The sequence below is a fragment of the Flavonifractor plautii ATCC 29863 genome (assembly GCF_000239295.1).
In the GTDB taxonomy this organism is placed as follows: domain Bacteria; phylum Bacillota; class Clostridia; order Oscillospirales; family Oscillospiraceae; genus Flavonifractor; species Flavonifractor plautii.
On record NZ_JH417807.1, the window covers coordinates 32,165 to 44,718 of the forward strand.

At 57.4% G+C, this 12,554-nt stretch carries 18 protein-coding genes; all 18 read right to left on the reverse strand.

Features of this window, described 5'->3' with window-relative positions; genetic code table 11:
• Positions 1 to 27: 27 nt before the first annotated feature.
• The gene (locus HMPREF0372_RS12255; RefSeq protein ID WP_007492878.1) at positions 28 to 348 is read right to left on the reverse strand and encodes a hypothetical protein; all 321 of its coding nucleotides are present in this window, start codon (positions 346 to 348) and stop codon (positions 28 to 30) included.
• Positions 345 to 1,274 (reverse strand): type II secretion system F family protein, encoded by a 930-nt coding sequence (locus HMPREF0372_RS12260; protein ID WP_007492879.1) that lies wholly within the window; start codon positions 1,272 to 1,274, stop codon positions 345 to 347. The genes HMPREF0372_RS12255 and HMPREF0372_RS12260 overlap by 4 nt, the downstream gene beginning before the upstream one ends.
• The gene (locus HMPREF0372_RS12265; protein ID WP_007492880.1) at positions 1,271 to 2,797 is read right to left on the reverse strand and encodes a CpaF/VirB11 family protein; all 1,527 of its coding nucleotides are present in this window, start codon (positions 2,795 to 2,797) and stop codon (positions 1,271 to 1,273) included. Before HMPREF0372_RS12265 ends, HMPREF0372_RS12260 begins: the two co-directional genes overlap by 4 nt.
• A 260-nt stretch (positions 2,798 to 3,057) precedes the next feature.
• A complete protein-coding gene (locus HMPREF0372_RS12270; protein ID WP_007492882.1) occupies positions 3,058 to 3,873 on the reverse strand; it encodes a P-loop NTPase family protein in 816 nt (271 codons plus the stop codon).
• Entirely contained in the window at positions 3,873 to 4,718 is an 846-nt protein-coding gene (gene cpaB, locus HMPREF0372_RS12275) for a Flp pilus assembly protein CpaB (RefSeq protein WP_007492883.1), read from the reverse strand. The genes HMPREF0372_RS12270 and cpaB overlap by 1 nt, the downstream gene beginning before the upstream one ends.
• Before the next feature lie 47 nt (positions 4,719 to 4,765).
• On the reverse strand, positions 4,766 to 4,894 hold the full coding sequence (locus HMPREF0372_RS21085; RefSeq protein WP_007492884.1) for a hypothetical protein: 129 nt from the start codon (positions 4,892 to 4,894) through the stop codon (positions 4,766 to 4,768).
• 5 nt (positions 4,895 to 4,899) lie between these two features.
• A complete protein-coding gene (locus HMPREF0372_RS12280) occupies positions 4,900 to 5,319 on the reverse strand; it encodes a prepilin peptidase (RefSeq protein ID WP_007492885.1) in 420 nt (139 codons plus the stop codon).
• Positions 5,320 to 5,325: 6 nt separating this feature from the next.
• Positions 5,326 to 5,589, reverse strand: coding sequence for a DUF6133 family protein (locus HMPREF0372_RS12285; RefSeq protein ID WP_007492886.1), 264 nt, complete (start codon positions 5,587 to 5,589; stop codon positions 5,326 to 5,328).
• A gap of 52 nt (positions 5,590 to 5,641) precedes the next feature.
• Complete coding sequence (locus HMPREF0372_RS12290; RefSeq protein ID WP_007492887.1) at positions 5,642 to 6,037, reverse strand: SpoVG family protein; 396 nt, start codon at positions 6,035 to 6,037, stop codon at positions 5,642 to 5,644.
• A gap of 55 nt (positions 6,038 to 6,092) precedes the next feature.
• The gene (locus tag HMPREF0372_RS12295) at positions 6,093 to 6,644 is read right to left on the reverse strand and encodes a YodL domain-containing protein (RefSeq protein WP_039997432.1); all 552 of its coding nucleotides are present in this window, start codon (positions 6,642 to 6,644) and stop codon (positions 6,093 to 6,095) included.
• A 23-nt stretch (positions 6,645 to 6,667) separates the two neighbouring features.
• The gene (locus tag HMPREF0372_RS12300; RefSeq protein WP_007492891.1) at positions 6,668 to 7,399 is read right to left on the reverse strand and encodes a DUF3849 domain-containing protein; all 732 of its coding nucleotides are present in this window, start codon (positions 7,397 to 7,399) and stop codon (positions 6,668 to 6,670) included.
• A 10-nt stretch (positions 7,400 to 7,409) separates the two neighbouring features.
• A complete protein-coding gene (locus HMPREF0372_RS12305; RefSeq protein WP_007492893.1) occupies positions 7,410 to 7,829 on the reverse strand; it encodes a hypothetical protein in 420 nt (139 codons plus the stop codon).
• A complete protein-coding gene (locus tag HMPREF0372_RS12310; RefSeq protein ID WP_007492895.1) occupies positions 7,822 to 8,364 on the reverse strand; it encodes a hypothetical protein in 543 nt (180 codons plus the stop codon). Before HMPREF0372_RS12310 ends, HMPREF0372_RS12305 begins: the two co-directional genes overlap by 8 nt.
• Positions 8,365 to 8,377: 13 nt before the next feature.
• A complete protein-coding gene (locus HMPREF0372_RS12315) occupies positions 8,378 to 8,803 on the reverse strand; it encodes a hypothetical protein (protein ID WP_230979291.1) in 426 nt (141 codons plus the stop codon).
• The gene (locus HMPREF0372_RS12320) at positions 8,787 to 9,623 is read right to left on the reverse strand and encodes a DNA adenine methylase (protein ID WP_007492898.1); all 837 of its coding nucleotides are present in this window, start codon (positions 9,621 to 9,623) and stop codon (positions 8,787 to 8,789) included. The genes HMPREF0372_RS12315 and HMPREF0372_RS12320 overlap by 17 nt, the downstream gene beginning before the upstream one ends.
• An 8-nt stretch (positions 9,624 to 9,631) precedes the next feature.
• Positions 9,632 to 9,964 (reverse strand): hypothetical protein, encoded by a 333-nt coding sequence (locus HMPREF0372_RS12325; RefSeq protein WP_006874028.1) that lies wholly within the window; start codon positions 9,962 to 9,964, stop codon positions 9,632 to 9,634.
• A gap of 175 nt (positions 9,965 to 10,139) precedes the next feature.
• Positions 10,140 to 11,177 (reverse strand): hypothetical protein, encoded by a 1,038-nt coding sequence (locus HMPREF0372_RS12330; protein WP_007492903.1) that lies wholly within the window; start codon positions 11,175 to 11,177, stop codon positions 10,140 to 10,142.
• A 3-nt stretch (positions 11,178 to 11,180) separates the two neighbouring features.
• Positions 11,181 to 12,428 (reverse strand): hypothetical protein, encoded by a 1,248-nt coding sequence (locus HMPREF0372_RS12335; RefSeq protein WP_007492905.1) that lies wholly within the window; start codon positions 12,426 to 12,428, stop codon positions 11,181 to 11,183.
• Positions 12,429 to 12,554 lie beyond the last annotated feature (126 nt).

Genomic DNA, 12,554 nt, shown 5'->3' on the forward strand with positions numbered 1-12,554 from the left:
GTATTACAAGGCACTCTTTCTATGGCATTATTGCATCACATCTAACTCCGCAACAAATGACGAATCAAAGTCATCCCGCCAGTTTCGATAGTCAGGATACAGTCCCAAACCCTTTCGGATGAGTTCCCGGTTTTCCGGGGTGTCAATATAGATACCGTCCGGAATGCCGTCCATTCCATAGATGAGCCGGACCCCATCCTGCTCCGCTGCCTTTGCTGCTTCAAAATCTCCATCATAGAGCGCCATGTCATCGATGCGTTCTACATGGAGGGCCTCCGGAATATAGGAACCATGGTTGATCGTTGCGGTAATAAAATATCCCTTTTCCTGGTTACTGATGAGGATCACCTCCGATACTCAATGGGCTGGGTCAGCTTGATGACCGCTGCGGTGCTGATGAACATCACAGCGGCAATGATCGCCAACAGCGCCTGCCCCAGCGGGGTGTGCATCAGGACATCGTACCAGTCCTGATTGAGCCAGTACAGCAACGGGATATTGCCGATGACCAGCACCTGCATGGTGATAAACTCCTTGCGGGGCTCAAACACCAGATTCTCCAGCTCACCGTTGACGATCCGCATATCGGAGAGTTTAGCCACGATGGGAGTCAGGATGGTCTTGAGCCCCCGGTCGTGTCGGCAGGTCAGCAGAGCGGCCACCCACTCCCGAAACACGGCGTTGTCGATCTTCGTCCCCATGTCCTGGAGGGCGGCGTCCACATCGGGGTCCACCAGCTTGATCCGGGTGAGAAACTCCACAAACACACTCCGGACGGGCGGGTTGAGATAGTCAATGTTTTCCTCCACTGCCGTCTGGATGTCCTCATTGCGGAGATAAGCTGTGGTGATGATAGAGAGGGCGGTTTCCAGTTCAGCGGCGATGTTCTTTTTGTAGTGATTTGCGGTCAGACGGATAAACCAGAACGGCACGAACATCATGCCCACCGCCAGCACCGGCACCAGGAAGAGGTTGCCCAGCGTCAGGGCGAAGGCGGCCCCTACCAGAAAAAGAAGCAGGGACAGGGCGCACACCATGGGAAACTTGGCGGCCCGGCCAGTCATCCGCAGAATGGTCTGTGTCTCCTCGATTTCCCGGCGCAGAAAGGATTTCTTTTTGCGCCGTGTACTCTCATTAACCTCCGACCGGATGCTTTTGGGCTTACTGGTGATTCTGCGGAAGACCCCTTCAGTGAAGTCCATAGGGGAGATGTGTAAAAGGACAAAACAACCTGTGATCAGCCCTATACAGGCAATCAACTGGATCAGATTCATACAGATTCGCCTCCTTCCTTGCCGGTTTCAGGTTTGGCAGGCGGCTTGGACTGTGCGCTCCTGGTCTTCGGAGCGGGCTTTGCCTGTCCTGCCTTTGCCGGACTGGAGCCTGACTTACCCTTAGAGGGAGCGGACTTTTTGCCCACGAGCTGAGTCAGCACCTCCTGCGGCATACCATTGTCGATGAACCGCTTCTGCAGGCTTTCCGAGATGGGGTTGACCGCCTCGTGGCGGCCCTTAATACGGTATTTGCCGTCCTCCAACCGGTTTTCTTCGATTTTGAAGTGATAAAGGGTGTTGTACCGGCGCTCCCCAGTGGGCAGGATCTCACACTCCATGATCTCCATGATTTTACGGCTCTTATCCTCCAGCTGCTTGGCGAACACCACGATGGGGAATGCCTCGGTGACCAGATCCATGAGGGTATCGTCGGCCATCTCGTGCTTACGCTTGCAGAGGGTGACCATACGCCGCCATGTAGCCTGGGATGAGTTGGAATGAATGGTGGTCAACACGCCGTGGCCAGTACGGGCGGCCTCCTGTGCGGCATACGCCTCCGCAGACCGCATCTCGCCCACACAGATGATGTCGGGGTGGTACCGCAGGGCCATGTCCAGCAGCATATCCTGATCGATATTCTGCTTGGCGTTCTCGCTCTCACGGGTGATGGTGTGGATGACGCTGTTGCACACCCGGCCATCTTTCTCCCGCACCAGGTCCAGCTCACGGGAGCCGTTCTCGATGGTGAAAATACGCTTGTTGTCCGGGATGGTGGTCAGGAGCCAGCCTGCCACCGTAGTCTTGCCGGAACCGGTGGCCCCGGCAACGCAGACGGAAACGCCGTAACGCAGGCAGGCGGCCAGAAAGTCCAGCATGGGGCCTGTGGCTGTTCCACCTTTTACGAAGTCCTCTTTCTGCATATTCTGCGGGTTGACGATACGGATGGATGCCGTGACGCCCACATCCTCGTCCACCAAAGGGGTCTTGAGGACCGCGATGCGGATGTTCTTGCTGAGATGGCCCAGGACGGCGGGACTGGCATTGTCCAGCACCATACCGCTGACATGGAGCATACGGCGGATCACATTGACGGCGTGTTCAGGGCTGTCGAAATGTTCCTCCAGCTTGACCGTTTCGCCATTGGCGTACAACACCTCGATATCCCGCCAAGAGTTCACATTAATCTCCTCAATGCCGGTTCCGAAGATGTACTTGGTGAGCAGGCCGAACTCGGCCATCTCCGTGTAGAGGGCGTCCACCAGCTGGTCGCCGGAATAGCCTTTGACCGCGATGCGCCGGTCCTGCACATATTTGGTGATGTACCGTTTGATCTGGGCCTTGGCGTCTTCATCGCCGCCCTCGGTGATGAGGGCGGAATACTTGCCGGAGATATATTCCTGCACATCCTGCAGGACGGTGTTGAAATCCTGCCCTTCATTCTCCGGGGTGAAGAAGAGAGAATGCGCCCGATAGCCGCCTGCAGACTCTGTATTCAGGGACCGCCTGGGGAGATCCTCCGCCATGTTCACGCTATCTGTGGGATCAGCTTCAACCCCTGTCCCATCATCAGCTGGGGCGTGACGCAGCGGCTCATCCGCGGGCTGGGGTTCTCCAACGCCGGCTTCATGCTGATTCTGACCCATATTGCCGCTTACCGGGCAGTCCGGGCCGAAATAGAGGGGAAGTTCTTTCTTCCGCCCGTCCGGACCTGTCGTGATATGTGTTGCGGCGGCTTTCTCAGCGGACGCTTTGGGAGTGAACAGGGACTGACTTCGCTTCTCGCCTAACACCCAAACACCTCCCTGGCAATCTTCTCGATCTCCTTGCGGAATACCCGGCTGTCCTTCATGGATAGGTCCGCCAGCAGGTTGCCGGCCAGATACTGTCCCTCCAGCTCCGCCGAATGGGGCAGCGTGAAGGCCACTGTCCCAAGCGCCTGACTCATGTGATCCCCGGCCTGCTGGGGCTTTACATTGCTGGCGGTCTTGTACTGCTTGTCCGTATCCCATTTGGCATCCCGCAGGAGGGGAAGTTGGCTGGACAGGTAGCTGATGCTCTTGAGGTCGGCGTTGGCCAGCCGCAGGACGGAATCCGCCTCCATGAGCGCCACAGCGGAGAGGATGTCGTTGGCGATGTAACTGCCGCAGTCAATGACCACATAGGGGGCGATCTCCCGCAGGCAGTCAATGAGCTCCCGCGCCTGCACCTCGTTGTAAGGCGGGTAGGTGTACTCATTCTCTCCCTTGAGCATCCCCAGCACGGTGAGGTAACCCAGGCGTTTGTGGGTGACCAGGTTGTTCTTGACCAGATTCTCCGACACATGGGCGGCGGCCAATACGCTCCCGAGGGAACGCTCATACTCCAGATCTGCCGCCGGGCAGATACAGGGAAGCATTGGGGCTGTCATGTCGCAGAGAAGGAGGATCACATTCCGGTGCTTGTCGGCCAGATACTTGGCCAGCCGCACGGCCACGGTGGTCTTGCCGCTGCCGGGGCTGCCCCACACCGCCAGCACCCCGCCGCTCTGGTCCTCCTGCTCACAGGCGTCCTCCTGGCCACTTCCTCGGGAAAAAATACCCGCTTTCTTGAAGTTCAGCATCAGGCCACCTCCTCGGGTTTCGCGGGCGCCTCCGTTTCTGCGGTTTCGCTGGAGTCAGCGGCGGGTTCGGACTCTGCGGGATTCTCCTGTGGTTTCTCCTCGGGGCCCGGCTCCGGGGGATACAATTCCAGAATGATCTCGTCTTGAGCGGTCAGGAACTTGTCGGCATTCTCCCGGTCGCCCCGGTAGACCAGCGCCAGATGGATGGTCCCCTCGGCCTCCAGCTCGGCCAACACTTTGGCCTGCTCGGGGGACACCAGCAGGGTGACAGTATCGGGCAGTTCCTTGTCATCCTCCTCGTCCACAGGCTCACCGGTGTTGGCGTCATAGCCGGAGGAGGCGGTAACACTGATGATCTCCACATACTGCAGCTCAGCGGGGACAACGGTCTGGCCCTGCTGCTTGTAGTCCGGGGCGATCACCGACACAATGTCGCCGCTCTGCAGTTTGCCGGAGAGCCCCTCCGCAAAACTTTTGATGGACACGGAGATGGCCTGCTGGCTCCCGTCCAGGCTGTACAGGTAGGCGTTTTCCGCTGCTGGGGCGTCTGAGAGTTTGGAAGGGATGATATAGTCGCCCACAGCCAGATCCGCAGTAGCGTATTTACCCACGGCGCTCTCTTTCTGCCGCAGGACATCCTCTGGGAGATTATAGCCGCCCACCTCCACGGTCTGGACCATGCTCTCGGTGATCTCATCGCCGGCCCGGATGGGCTGGACTACCCGCACGATCTCAGCTTTCTGGCTGACGCTCTGGTTGAACAGCGGGGTCAGACCGAAGCAGATCAGCAGGGAGAGCAGGATGCAGATTACACCGACCACGGTGCGATTTTTCAAAAAACTCATACTGGCATTTCCTCCTTGATTTCATGTTGGGTCGGAAAGTCCGGGCATTACGCCCGGACCGATCTGGCCCTTCTGCTCCGCTTCAGCCGGCGCAGAAGAATGGCGGCCGCCGTCAGGGGCAGGGTCACGCCAACGATGGTGAGCACAGTCTTTCTCGTTACATGGAACTTCTTCATAGCAGTCAACCTCCAAAACAGTATAGTGCGGCAAAGCCGATGGATAAAAACGGTCCCAGCGGCAGCGCCGCCCGTGTCATTGCGGGTAGCGGATGATGAATGAATTTTTGAAATAGCATGGCGGCACAGAAATACAGCACCGCCAGCAGCAGACCCAGCGCCATCCCCCAGATCCCCCGCCAAAAGCCCAGCACGAAGCCGGCCGCAGCAGTGAGTTTGATGTCGCCGCCGCCCATGCACTCCGGCCGGATCAGGGCGGCAATCAGCAGGGGCAGAGCCGCCAGCACTCCAAAAAACTGGGCGGGGCTGAAGGAGATCAGCCCCGCCGCAGCGGTTAAAAGGCAGAGAAAATCAGGAATCGTGCGCTCACGGCAGTCCACCGCGGAGGCGGCAGTCAGTGCCGTGAGGAACAAGAGCGCCTGCACCGGGCATCAGCCCTTGTAGTCAAACATTTCCTCCACGCGCTCGGTCACGGTGGGCAGGACGGTGTCCCCGAACAAAGTGTAGAGGCCAGCCAGGAGCAGGGCGCCCAGCACCACGGCAATCAGGATCTTGATGGCGGTGTCGATGTAGCCCTCGCCGCGAGTGTTGCAGAGAGGGGCGGAAAGGCGGGCACGGGCACAGGTCATGGCGCAGTGGGCCTTGCAGGTCATCGCCTTCACGGTGTTGGACATCTTGTTGAACATCTTCTTCATAGAGAGTTCCTCCTCAAAATTTTAGATTGTTGATTGTTGTGTGGTCAGTGGGTCACATACCCATCTTCTGAGCCTGCTGTGCCGTGGGGTCCGGCGCGGACTGGGGAGAGCGGTTCATCCCCTGCGTCAGTGCCTGCTGGTAGGCGGTCACGACAGCCGATTCCAGTTCGGCGCGTGCCTCCCGTGTGTACGGAAAACAGATGTCCTTGATTTCACCCTTGCTGTTGATCTGGCCGGGCATGGATACAAACAGCCCATTGCTGCCCTCCATGAGCTTGACGCCCCGGACGGCAAAACAGCCGTTGATGTTCAGCGATGCGGTGGCCCGGCAGGGACCGTCAAACTGGATAGAGTGGATACGGACATCATACTGCATGGGAAGGACAGGAGTATCCTGCTGGGAAACCTCTCCCTGGTGGTTTTCACTTGTGGTCTGCGCTTTTGCCATGGTGTGTTCCTCCTTTTTATGAATATAAAAAATAAGTGGCTTTTCCGCTCTTGGGTCACAGGGTCATGGTCATGCCTGATTCCTGCTCCGGGGTTTTCAGTTGGACGGGGACGATAGCTGTGCGGTCCACATAGTAGAACTCGCTGCCGGAATCGTCGTAGAGTTCGACAAGGTCTGAGATGGCCAGCGGCTGTCCGTCGCTGCCCAGGGACCTGCGACAGAATGCCTCCCAAATCCCATCCAGACTGTTGGTGCTGACAGTGCCGTCAAACACTGCCTGGTAACGGGTAAGGTCAGGTCCGCCATATTCACCACTCATGCGGTCCAGCCCAATGAAGCGCATGGCGGCGGGAGCTGAGGGGCCGAGCTGCCAGATACGGCAGGATTTCAGGGCTGGCCCGTTGTCTGCTGCCTTCTGGTATCCACCGCTGGAGAGACGGTCATAGATGCCGTCCTCCCACCGGACAGCCAGCCCCTTCCTTGCCAGCCAGTCCTCCAACTCCTCACGGCGGAACATGGAGTCCGCCACCACTCCTTGTTCTGTCCTATAGCCCACTGGATTCCCATAGTAGAGCAGACATCGATTTTTCATTTCCACACTTCGCATGGCGGCATATCTCCTTTCTGCGGTTAAGTCATTTCCATCCCTCCCATGCCTGCGTTCTGCCCTTGAAGCTCCTCCAGCTTTTCTCTGGCCCAGCCGGGGAGGAATTCCTCTTTCAGAACGCCGGTGAAGTCTGTGCGGTTCCATCTGGTCTGCTCTCCATCGCCCAGGCAGGTACAGCGGATAGACCGGACGACAGCGTGGGGGCTGCATCCAAAGCCGTCATGGGCCAGCCAGAGCTGGTTCTGGGGCGTCCAGCAGGACTCCTTGAGGGTGTCTGGACTGAGCACCAACACCCGGCCCTCATAGTCCAGAGATTCATAGGAGTTGGGTTCGCAGTGCTCCGGCCCAAATAGTTCCAGCTTGCCGTATGCCTCCCTCACTTGACTGATAAATGCGTCCAGATACGCCAGGGCGGTGTCCACTTCAAAATAACGGTTATGGGCATCATCGGGTGGGACATAGGTTTTCTTTTGCCATTCTTGGTTTTCCGCGCTGAGCTGCTCCTTGTAAGGCCCCAGCCTTTCCATCGTGTTGGCCAGGACGAAATTGGTCCGCTTGAAGCCCCACCGTTTCAGCACCATTTGGGATGCTTCCGGCTTTAATGCGCTGCGGCCGTCGCCATAGACGCGGATGACGGCTTCGATGTCCCGCGCACAGGATACATTGGCGTGGAAACTTGCATCCCAGAGCGCAGCTTCCCCAAGTCTGTGGGCCTCTGACTGTGAGCCGGGATAGAGGTAGATATCCTGTTCCATCTTGCCTCCTTTACGGCAGGCGCCATTTGCCCGCTGGGGGGATCGTCAGCGGGCTGATGCCCAGCTCATTGAGCAGGCAGCAAAGCTCCACCGAAAGCTCCCGCAGTTCCTCCGTTGAGGGGACGATGATGAGCGCTCCATCCGCGGCCAGAACCGCGACTTCTTCTCCCACGGGGATAGATGCCTCGGATAACAGTGCGGCGGGCAGATTGAGTTCCATACCGCTGCTGGTGTATCCGGTACACTCAGCGTCGTCACAGGTTCTGGTCACCAGGAGGCTGTTTGCGTCACAGTCGCAGATGTACTGGTTCGCTGGGGTGGTGATGGGAACTTCTTCCCCCGGCTCATAGCCCATTCCGCGCATGAAAAATGCAGGCAGGGTCAGAGACCCGTCTACACCGACCCGAACCGTTGTATGGATCTTACTCATCGCCGTGTTCCTCCTGCCCATTGCATGCGGTGCGTTCTCCGTAGATGAGATTCCCCACCATCAGCTGTTCCTCCAGCTCGCCCAGGCAGATTCCGGCTTCACCCAGCATCTCCAGCAGGTAGGGAGGCACATCCCGCAGGTCATGGTCATATCCGGCCTCGGCAATGGTGACGGTCTTTTCTTCGTCATCCACATAGACACAGAGCTTGGCCCCGGCAGGGATGCCGGCTTCTTCCCGCAGGTAGTCTGGCAGTTCCAGCATACCGTCCTCCAGATCATCGAATGGGCAGCCATCCTCGCAGTCATCACAGGTGCCACAGACTCTGGCCAGATGGACGGTGAGCTCCGTGGCCAGCCGGTGCAGGGCATCCATCGCCTGGATCAGTTCCATGGTGGTCATTTGCTTTTTCAGAACGACCACCGCGCTGTCCAGCGTGTGGATCTCGACCTTTTCTCCGCCCTCAAAGCCACTGATCTTGAACGTTCCGCCGGGAATCAAAAGAGTACCATTGTTTATCTGTTTGTTGAATTTCATCTTCTTCTCCTTATTACATTGAAATTGTAGAACGGGCTGGATTGGATGCTCCCGGCCATTCCTGTCCTTGTTGGGCAGCCAGCCCGTCCCGGAAGGCTGTCAGATCTTCTCCTGTCGGCGTATAGCGCCTTGCTTCAAGGGCGGCCATCAGCGCATAGGTCTGGCCAACCTCGGACAGCAGTGCCCGAAGATCGTCCGCAACCATATCCGTCCCCATCCGGCGGAGCTGCGCGGTAAAGGTGATTCGGTAATGCGGCTGGCCGGGGATGCTGTCGATCCGCATATCCATTCCCAAGTTGGAATCGTGTTGCGGGCGGATATAGACCTGACCCACTACGCTGGGGCAGACCTGAAGGCGGCCCTGACTCATTTCCTCAATCAGCTGAGCCGCCTGCTGGAGCTTTTCCAGTTCAGAGAGCTGTTCATCCAATTGCCTCACCCCCGTTCCAGTCAAACAGCGTCATTTGAGAGGGAACCGCCCGGCTCCGCTCCCGCAGGTCATAGTTGGCGATAAGCAGTTCCGGGAACTGAGCCCCATTGTCGTACCTCTGCTTGATGTTGTTGATACGGGTGGTTTCCATGAGGTAGATGCCTGGCCTGTCGTACAGCCCGCGGACAAAGGCGTCGTCGTTGTAGGAGAGCAGGAATTTGCCCTCGATCCGCATCAGGGCGTCCCGCAGGCGGATGTGGTCGGCTTCGGTGAAACCGTCTTCACCAATGTTCTGGTAATACCCCTCGGTGGCATGGTAGGGCGGGTCGAGATAGAAAAAGCTCACTGGCCGGTCATATTGACGGAGCAGTTTTTCAAAGTCCTTGTTCTCAATAACCACCTTGGCAAGCCTCCGGTGGGCCTGCTCAATGAGCGGAAAGTTGCTCCGCATATCGTGGGGCTGGCTGCCAAAACTGGTCAGCCCGGAGGCGTAGCTGTAGCGGATGAGCTGATAGAACCATGCCGCCCGTTGGACATCGCTGGCGGGGCTGTCCCGCGCCAAGGCGGAGCGGATGCGGTCAAAGTCCTCCCGTGCGTTGAGTACATACCGCAGAGCCTCCATCAGCTCCTCCGGTTTGTCCCGCACACAGCGGTACAGGTTGACCAACAGGCCGTTGAAGTCATTGTAGACCTCAAAGTCGTTGCCGGGAGGCTTGTGGAACAGTACCCAGCCCCCGCCGCCGAACACCTCAATGTACCGCTCATAGTAGAGGGGGAACAGCCGGACGATCAACTCCCGCAGGGCCTTCTTGCCTCCAATCCAGGACATGAAACTGTTCAGGGCGTATCACCCCCATCCAGCGGCAGGCGGGTCTGTGCGGTATCCTCTCGCTCCAGAGTCCGATCCAGTCCCCGGATGGCGGCCGCGATTCCGCTGATCCGCCTGGTCAGATGGGCGATGGTGGCCCGCACCTCCTGGTCCGTGGCGGCATAGAAGTATCCACTCCCGTTGCTGGCGATGGGGACGCCATCCCGCCGCAGGGCATTGACCATGTGTCGAACCTGAATCCCTTTGATGCCGAAGGTCAGTTCCAACTCCCGGCTGGTGGCGGCGTTGAGAGCTCCCATGTGGTACTGCTCCAGATATTCCGCCAGCCGTTCTTTCTCCATGAATGCCTCCTTTCCGGGCCTGTTTTCCGAAAAAGGGCATAAAAAAGAAGGGGCCGTTTTCCCCTTTCGGAAAACGGCCCCTGTGTCATATTCTATATCCTGTTTTTACTTCATCGAATCACCCCCAGCTCCCGCAGCGGACAGATGCGGTTTTTGTGACTTGGCAATAGATCGGCTATATTGACAGAGCGGGACTGTGGTGCTCAGGCTGGCTATACTCATACCGGCGCTCTCCACCGTTCCAGGCTACATAGCCGTGGTCGGTGGTCGAGAGGCCATATTGACCCATATTGGCCTCTGCGTAGGCAGCCCCGTCAAAGGCGTCTGTTATCAGTCTGCTGGGCGGGATCACGCCGTTTTGGACCGCAAGTTCCCGCCCGTATGCGGCCAAGTCCATGCCGCGGGGGAAGAACTCATAGTGCTGGAGATTCTGGGCGAGATCCAGAGCCAAATCCAGCCGGTGGCAGTCCTCCAGCTCCAGCACCGCCTGCCATTTGTCCAACCAGTGGGGTGCCCCCTGACCCTGTTCCGCCCAAACATAACCGAAGTCAATGGCATGGCGAACCAGTTCGCTGGCTGAGTCGTACTGGTCGAGAATACCCGTCAGCTGGGGCAGGCAGCAGTCCACCTCCAGTGCGATGCACTCGCTGAGGCTCTCTGCCTGTAGCGAGTCCAGCCCCAGCAGGAGTTCGTCCGGATGGTTTGAGTCGATATACTCGCCGGAATCCGGGAAGCCAACCCAAATCCCCTCCATATTGCTCCGGCTGGCCAGTTTAACTCGTATGGCATAGTCACCGGCGACCGGCTGGAGGGTGGGATCTTCCTCTACGAAGGGATCTGCCAGTTTGATGTTCCGCACATAGTGACCGTTACAAAAGGCTCCATTCTGCGACTGGTGGTAGGCGGCCCCCAAATGCTCCGCATTCAGGAATGGACGGGCGGCATCCGAGGAACACTCTATGCTCTCCATGACAAATTTTCCAAGCGCGGCCTCGTCTCCCGCGCCATAGAAGAGGTCGTAACAGTCCAGTTGGGACGCAATCCGCATCACATGGCCGATCTCTTGGGGCTTCTCCAACTCCATCGCCCCTTGGAACAGGATCTTTTCTTTCTCTGTCATATTGGAAAAGCGCCGCTCCAGCCAGTCATGCTCCGATTTTGTAACATAGAAGCCGTCCAGCTTGTCAAAGAGGGCGGCGTTTTGATCTGACATCGCTCACATCATCTCCAGTCCTTGTCCTATTTCCTGTTCCGGCTGAAATACCGGGAGAGGCTGGCCGTCCTTTCTGCGGATCAGACCATACTCTGTGATAACCCCCAGCCGGTCATCCAGCATCTTCTGGCCGATCTGGGCCGCCTGCGGGGTCTGGAACAGCTCCTCTGGTAAAGCAGAATACTTCTCACGGAACATCATCTCCGCATAGCCCCAGGCCTGCGCTACCTCGGGACGGAGTTCGTACTGGTCAATCTCGCCCATCAACCGTGTGGCGTCCTGCAGACTGGGGTGGTCAACCACGGATAAAAGCGCCTTATACTTGACCATATCCGATTCGGGCCACTCCCGTTCTATTTGAGCCAACCGCTTGGCAAATTCGTCGGCCTGTTCAATGCCATCCTCATCGTCGATAGCGTTGTTGATAGCATCCCGCAGGAAGGGGATCAGGCAATCCACACAGCGGAATGCACATTCATCCACTGAGGCGGCATCTACTTTTTCCACCGCTCTCCATATACCGGCATCCGCTGCGGGAAGATTCAGCACTGCGGTTTTGTCGTTATCATAGCTTGGGTCATTGAAAAATCCCTTACGCACCTCCAGCACCACCGGAGCATCGGAGCGATGGAAGCAAGCCGTTTCATTGGACTGGCACACATAGATGTCCTTGATTTCTCCACCCAGTTCCGCATAGCCGAAGTCGGTGAACACGCCGCCATGATCCTCCTGATGCTGTTCTCCCAGCAGTTCCAGCAGTCTTTCCCGAAAGCCGCTGCCCTCCTCTGTGGTGTCAAGCAGAGCCATAGCCTCATTTGAGAGCATTTCATTTGCGTATAAAAACGCCCCCAGTTCTTCATGATTGGAAACTCGGGGCGCAAAACAGCAGATATCGGTATTGTAGGTCAGGTTAATCAATTGGTTCAGCGGAATGGGAGCGACGCGGTGATTCTGCTTGATTTTCAAAAGAGCATCCATCCCTTTTTTCTGCTCCTCTGTCAGTGAGGCCAATCGCTGGGCAAACAGGTTTAGGTCGTATAGATTAGCATTCCACCCAATCATGGCATGCGTGAGGCCATTGTAATGGATGCAGGTTAGCTCATTTTTGCAGAAGCTACCGTCTTTGATTCTCGCCTTTTGGAGTGCGTCGCTGAACTCCGCAAAGGATGCTGGCATTTTCATTACCGTGGCCGTCTCATAAGATTTAGGTCCACTGTTGCTGATCTCCACCTCGAAAATTGTCTTATCCAAGAGTAATCCCTCCCTGTGTAGACTCTTGCTCAGGAGCCTCGGGCGGTTCCATGTCTGAGTGAACTTCGTTCACGGTTTCCAATATGGATTCCAAGTCTCTTTTCCGAGAAATATTCGCAAAATCCA

Bases quoted from the DNA above. Each gene is read 5' to 3' on its own strand.
- HMPREF0372_RS12310 (WP_007492895.1), bottom strand. From the start codon at position 8,364: ATGAAATTCAACAAACAGATAAACAATGGTACTCTTTTGATTCCCGGC.
- HMPREF0372_RS12305 (WP_007492893.1), bottom strand. From the start codon at position 7,829: ATGAGTAAGATCCATACAACGGTTCGGGTCGGTGTAGACGGGTCTCTG.
- HMPREF0372_RS12270 (WP_007492882.1), bottom strand. From the start codon at position 3,873: ATGCTGAACTTCAAGAAAGCGGGTATTTTTTCCCGAGGAAGTGGCCAG.
- HMPREF0372_RS12330 (WP_007492903.1), bottom strand. From the start codon at position 11,177: ATGTCAGATCAAAACGCCGCCCTCTTTGACAAGCTGGACGGCTTCTAT.
- HMPREF0372_RS12285 (WP_007492886.1), bottom strand. From the start codon at position 5,589: ATGAAGAAGATGTTCAACAAGATGTCCAACACCGTGAAGGCGATGACC.
- HMPREF0372_RS12290 (WP_007492887.1), bottom strand. From the start codon at position 6,037: ATGGCAAAAGCGCAGACCACAAGTGAAAACCACCAGGGAGAGGTTTCC.
- HMPREF0372_RS12260 (WP_007492879.1), bottom strand. From the start codon at position 1,274: ATGAATCTGATCCAGTTGATTGCCTGTATAGGGCTGATCACAGGTTGT.
- HMPREF0372_RS12295 (WP_039997432.1), bottom strand. From the start codon at position 6,644: ATGCGAAGTGTGGAAATGAAAAATCGATGTCTGCTCTACTATGGGAAT.
- HMPREF0372_RS12300 (WP_007492891.1), bottom strand. From the start codon at position 7,399: ATGGAACAGGATATCTACCTCTATCCCGGCTCACAGTCAGAGGCCCAC.
- HMPREF0372_RS12320 (WP_007492898.1), bottom strand. From the start codon at position 9,623: ATGTCCTGGATTGGAGGCAAGAAGGCCCTGCGGGAGTTGATCGTCCGG.
- HMPREF0372_RS21085 (WP_007492884.1), bottom strand. From the start codon at position 4,894: ATGAAGAAGTTCCATGTAACGAGAAAGACTGTGCTCACCATCGTTGGC.
- HMPREF0372_RS12265 (WP_007492880.1), bottom strand. From the start codon at position 2,797: ATGGCGGAGGATCTCCCCAGGCGGTCCCTGAATACAGAGTCTGCAGGC.
- cpaB (WP_007492883.1), bottom strand. From the start codon at position 4,718: ATGAGTTTTTTGAAAAATCGCACCGTGGTCGGTGTAATCTGCATCCTG.
- HMPREF0372_RS12325 (WP_006874028.1), bottom strand. From the start codon at position 9,964: ATGGAGAAAGAACGGCTGGCGGAATATCTGGAGCAGTACCACATGGGA.